The sequence below is a fragment of the Streptomyces sp. M2CJ-2 genome, assembly GCF_016757295.1.
In the GTDB taxonomy this organism is placed as follows: domain Bacteria; phylum Actinomycetota; class Actinomycetes; order Streptomycetales; family Streptomycetaceae; genus Streptomyces.
This window is the reverse complement of sequence record NZ_JAESIF010000163.1, coordinates 1-4,398: the sequence shown is the minus strand read 5'-3', so window position 1 is coordinate 4,398 and position 4,398 is coordinate 1. Positions and strand designations below refer to the sequence as shown.

At 67.8% G+C, this 4,398-nt stretch carries 4 protein-coding genes and 1 pseudogene; 2 read left to right on the top strand and 3 right to left on the bottom strand.

From position 1 onward, the window contains the following. The first annotated feature begins 73 nt into the window (after positions 1-73). Complete coding sequence (locus JL475_RS38125; protein ID WP_202282786.1) at positions 74-997, top strand: RNA polymerase sigma-70 factor; 924 nt, start codon at positions 74-76, stop codon at positions 995-997. Between the two features lie 96 nt (positions 998-1,093). Here the strand turns inward: JL475_RS38125 and JL475_RS38120 are convergent, their stop codons facing one another. Together JL475_RS38120 and JL475_RS38115 are read right to left on the bottom strand one after the other, a co-directional pair. Further along, a complete protein-coding gene (locus JL475_RS38120) occupies positions 1,094-2,050 on the bottom strand; it encodes a transposase family protein (RefSeq protein ID WP_202282788.1) in 957 nt (318 codons plus the stop codon). A 123-nt stretch (positions 2,051-2,173) separates the two neighbouring features. Next, entirely contained in the window at positions 2,174-2,695 is a 522-nt protein-coding gene (locus JL475_RS38115; RefSeq protein ID WP_202282787.1) for a DinB family protein, read from the bottom strand. Positions 2,696-3,071: 376 nt separating this feature from the next. On the opposite strand from JL475_RS38115, the gene JL475_RS38110 reads away from it, so the two are divergent. Then, positions 3,072-4,049 carry a PHB depolymerase family esterase gene (locus tag JL475_RS38110; protein WP_202282785.1) on the top strand — a complete coding sequence of 326 codons (978 nt, stop codon included), beginning with the start codon at positions 3,072-3,074 and terminating at the stop codon, positions 4,047-4,049. A gap of 25 nt (positions 4,050-4,074) precedes the next feature. On the opposite strand, the pseudogene JL475_RS40970 reads toward JL475_RS38110, so the two are convergent. Continuing rightward, positions 4,075-4,217, bottom strand: a pseudogene (locus JL475_RS40970) (flavoprotein oxidoreductase); the annotation flags it as partial. Positions 4,218-4,398: the final 181 nt, after the last annotated feature.

Below are 4,398 nucleotides of genomic sequence, written 5' to 3'. Positions count from 1 at the left end.
ACCAGTACGAGTACGAGATCGCTGACTCACACCAGCCCCGATGACCTGCGGGTTCGAAGTTGGAGGAAGCTCAATGGGCAAGGTCGAGGAGTTCGAGGAGCTGCGGCCGCTGCTGTTCTCGATCGCGTACCGGATCCTGGGCAGCGTGGGCGAGGCGGAGGACGCCGTGCAGGAGACCTGGCTGCGCTACGACGCCTCGACGACCCGGCCTGTGTCCGCCAAGGCCTTCCTGTCGGCCACGGTGACCCGGATCGCGATCGACGTGCTGCGCTCCGCCCGGGTGCGGCGGGAGGAGTACGTCGGCTCGTGGCTGCCCGAGCCGCTGCTGGACGATCCGTACGAGGATCCGGCCCGCGCGGCGGAACTGGCCGACTCCGTGTCGATGGCGGCCCTGCTGCTCCTGGAACGACTCAGCCCGCTGGAGCGCTCGGTGTTCGTGCTGCGCGAGGTCTTCGGCTTCGGCTTCGACGAGATCGCCACGGCGGTGGGCCGATCCGAGGCGGCCTGCCGGCAGCTGCTCGTACGGTCACGGCGCCACATGAACGAGGGCCGGCCCCGGTTCGAAGCCGACCGGCAGGAGCAACAGGAGCTGGCAGCGCGGTTCTTCGACGCGCTGAGGGACGGCGACGTGAGCGGGCTGCAGGGGCTGCTGGCGGCCGACGTCCAGCTGGTCGGGGATGGCGGCGGCAAGGCCCCGCAGCTGGCCAGGACAGTCGTCGGCGCCGAGAACGTGGCCCGGCTGCTCGCCAGCATCTATCCGCTGATGACCCAGGTCGACATCACGTTCGAACAACAGGAGGTCAACAGCCAGCCCGGAGCGGTCTTCCGCGACCGGGACGGACAGATCCTCCACATCCTCGCCCTCGATGTCCTCGACGGACGAATCCAGACGATCCGCTCCGTCATCAACCCCGACAAGCTCGGCCACCTCGGCCCGGTCGCCAACGCCTGGGCCGTCGACCAGGAAGTGAAGCAGGCCCGCAAGCGGACGCAGTGAAGCCCCGCCATCTTGAAGTTGCTGGTCAGCCCCTAACGGGCTGACCCGCGATTGATGTTGGGGCGTGCTGGCGTGGGCGTTCGGCTGGTGGGTCATTCAGCAGGCCATCGTGCGGACGAGCACGAGTTCGGTGCTGGGCTTGTGTCGGGTGGCCCGCTTGGCGGCGCGGTCGGAGACCAGGCCGGCGACGGCTCGGTGAATCTCCCCGTACTCCTCGCGCCGACCCGTGTACCGCTGTAGGGGTTGCCATTGCCGGTGTTCGGCGTTGGCGTGCTCGACGCAGATCCGGCGGGACGACTGGCGGCGACGCATCTCACGCCATCCATACCGCTCGGTCAGCGGTGCGTTGTCGATGTCTTTCGGTTTCCTCGGCGGTGCGCTGACCTGGTTGGGGAACTCGTTGGCCAGGCCCCGGTAGCCCTCGTCGACCTCGGCTCTGACCGTGGGGTGCAGCCGGAACTGCTCGGCGATCCCCTCGGTGCGGATCGCAGTCTGATCGTGCATCCGACCGGGCCGCATGGCGCCGGACCAGAGCGTACGGCCCTGGCCATCACTGATCGTGGTGGTCTTGATGGTGTTCTGCTTGCGCTTGCCGGAGACGACGGCCCGCCGACCGGGGCGGTACGCCTTGGGGCGCCGGACCTGGGTCTCCGTGCCGTCGATCCTGAGGGTCACCTTCTCGGCTGCGGCGTAGGCGAATACGTCCTCCAGCGTGCGCAGCCGGAGGCCTGGCCGGTCGGGCACGGCGAACCCGCGCTCGGCCAGCAGCAGGCGGATTTCGCTGACCGCGCGGCCGATGGTGGAGGAGCCCACCTCGTAGATCACGGCCAGGGCCTCGTGCGTGAGACCGGTCCGCAGGTGGACCAGGGTTACCAGTAGCCGGTCGGTAAAGACCAGTTCGTACTTCGGCCCGGCTCCGGCCTGCCGTCGGCGAGCACCCCGGCGCCGCTCATGGCGGCCGGACTTGCAGCGCGCTTCCCAGCGTGGAGCGAGTTCTTCGGTCAACTCGCCAAGATGCTGAAGCGAGACGCCGCAGAAGGCAGGATGCGACATGGCCGCGCGGGCCTGCTTGATGTTCACACCACAAGAACCCACGCGGTCGTCGCCGCGTCACGCGCCTCTGCACGGTCGCAAGGAACGGGCGGAATCCGCCGGCACGGTATCCCGCTGCGACGTCTACTGCCCCACTCGGCCGTCGATCCGCTCACGCAGGAAGTCGGCGTGACCGTTGTGCCGGGCGTACTCCTCGATCATGTGCACCAACACCTCCCGAAGCTGCATCGGCTCCTGGCCGCCCATGCCTGTGACGCTGAGATCGGCTGCCTCGGCCGTGAACCGTTCGGCGAACGTGACCTCTGCCCGCCAGGTAGCCCAAGCTTCCGCGACGACCTCCGGGTCGGGCACCGCGCCGTTGAAGTCTCCGGCGGGGTCGCCATCGGAGCGGTAGTGCCGCGGCGCATCCTGCCCGGCCATCACCTGCCGGAACCATTTCTGCTCCACCCCGGCCATGTGGCGCACGAGCCCCAGCAGCGACAGATTGGACGGCTCCACCGAACGACGAGCCAGGGCGGCGGCATCGAGACCAGAGCACTTCAATTCAAGCGTCAGTCGCTGGTCGCGCAGGTACCCCGTGAGGACGGCCCGCTCACCCTCGAACCCCCCATCCGTCCGTGGGTCCTCACCACGGTCGACGAACATGTTCGACCACCCAAAGTGCCGGGCGGACCGCTCCGAGCCCTCGGTTCGTGGGCCGTGCTCAAGTTGTGCATCAACGTTGCTGGACATGCTCAAGAGCATCGGCGATCCATGCCGGATCCACCACAGGATTCCCCCACGCCGTGGAGCAGTGCCTGGCAGTCCCTTCCTCACTGTCAGTGCCGAGCGGCGTCATGCGCTAAGACCTCAGCAATCGCGGGGCAGCCCGTAACGCCAAGCTAAGCCCTGTCAAGAGGACATAACGGCATCCGAAGGCGCTTGGGGTATGACCTTCGTTACAAAACCCCATAGTTGTCCCTTCAAATGTGGCGGGGCGTTCCATATCCCGGACTATGGGAACGCTTTTACGGTCCACGATATGAAACTCACACGAGCCGCATGCGCCGCTCTCCTGGCGCTGATGACCGTCCTGCTGTCCGGGGCCGGGGCCCAGGCAGCCCAGACCGCGGGAACTATCGAGCAAGTCACCGGGTTCGGAACCAACCCGGGGGCGCTCAAGATGTACCGCTACATCCCGGAGGGACTGCCCCAGGGCGCGCCCGTCGTCGTCGTCCTGCACGGATGCAGCCAGAACGCCACCACGTTCGGAACCCAGAGCGGCTGGACCCAGCTGGCCGACCGCTGGAAGTTCTCCGTCGTCCTGCCTGAACAGGTCTCCACGAACCACGCGGGCCTGTGCTTCAACTGGTACGAGACGGCAGACATGGCGCGGGGCCAGGGTGAGCCTGCGTCCATCAAGCAGATGACCGACCGCCAGATCGCCGACACCGGCGCCGACCGGTCGCGGGTCTACGTCACCGGCCTGTCGGCGGGTGGCGGGATGACCTCGGTGATGATGGCCACCTACCCCGACGTATACAAGGCAGGCGGCATCGTCGCCGGACTTCCGTACGGCTGCTCACAGGCGGCCGGCAACATGCCGTACATGTGCATGTTCCAGGGTGCCCCCCAGACCCCGGAGCAGTGGGGCAACCGGGTACGCGCCGCGTACCCCGGCTACAACGGCCCTTGGCCGACCCTTTCGGTCTACCACGGGACGGCCGACTGGACCGTCCGGCCCGTCAACATGAGCGACCTCGTCGAGCAGTGGACCAACGTGCACGGCACTGACCAGGCCGCGGACCTGAGTGACACCGTCGCCGGCTACCCGCACCAGGTGTACCGGAACGGGAGCGGGGCCGCCGTCGTCGAGACGTACAGCATCACCAGCATGGGTCACGGGCAGCCCGTCGACCCGGGCACCGGCACCACGCGGTGCGGCACGGCGGGAGCCTACGTGCTGGACACCAACATCTGCGCAGCGCACAGGATGGGGCAGACATGGGGACTCGGCTGACGGTTCCCCGATGACCCTCCCGCACTTACAAGCCGGCCGCGCGCACTGCCTGTGCAGCCTTGCGTGCGGCCACCAGAACGGGATCCACACCGGTGAGAACGGTGGCGCGTACTCCAGGTCCAGCGCCACCATCTGCTCCACCGGCATCCAGGCCGTGAGCGCCCCCGCGGGCGTTGTCACGTACCCAACAACGTGACAACGCCCTGTCAAGCCCCGGGTTTGGTGGATGGTGGGTTAGCTGGTTTTCAGGGTGAGTTCTGGTGCGGGTGATGCGGTGTGGAGGGCCTCGTACTCGGCGGGCGGGAGGTGCCCGAGCTCTCCGTGGAGGCGTCGCCGGTTGAACCAGTCG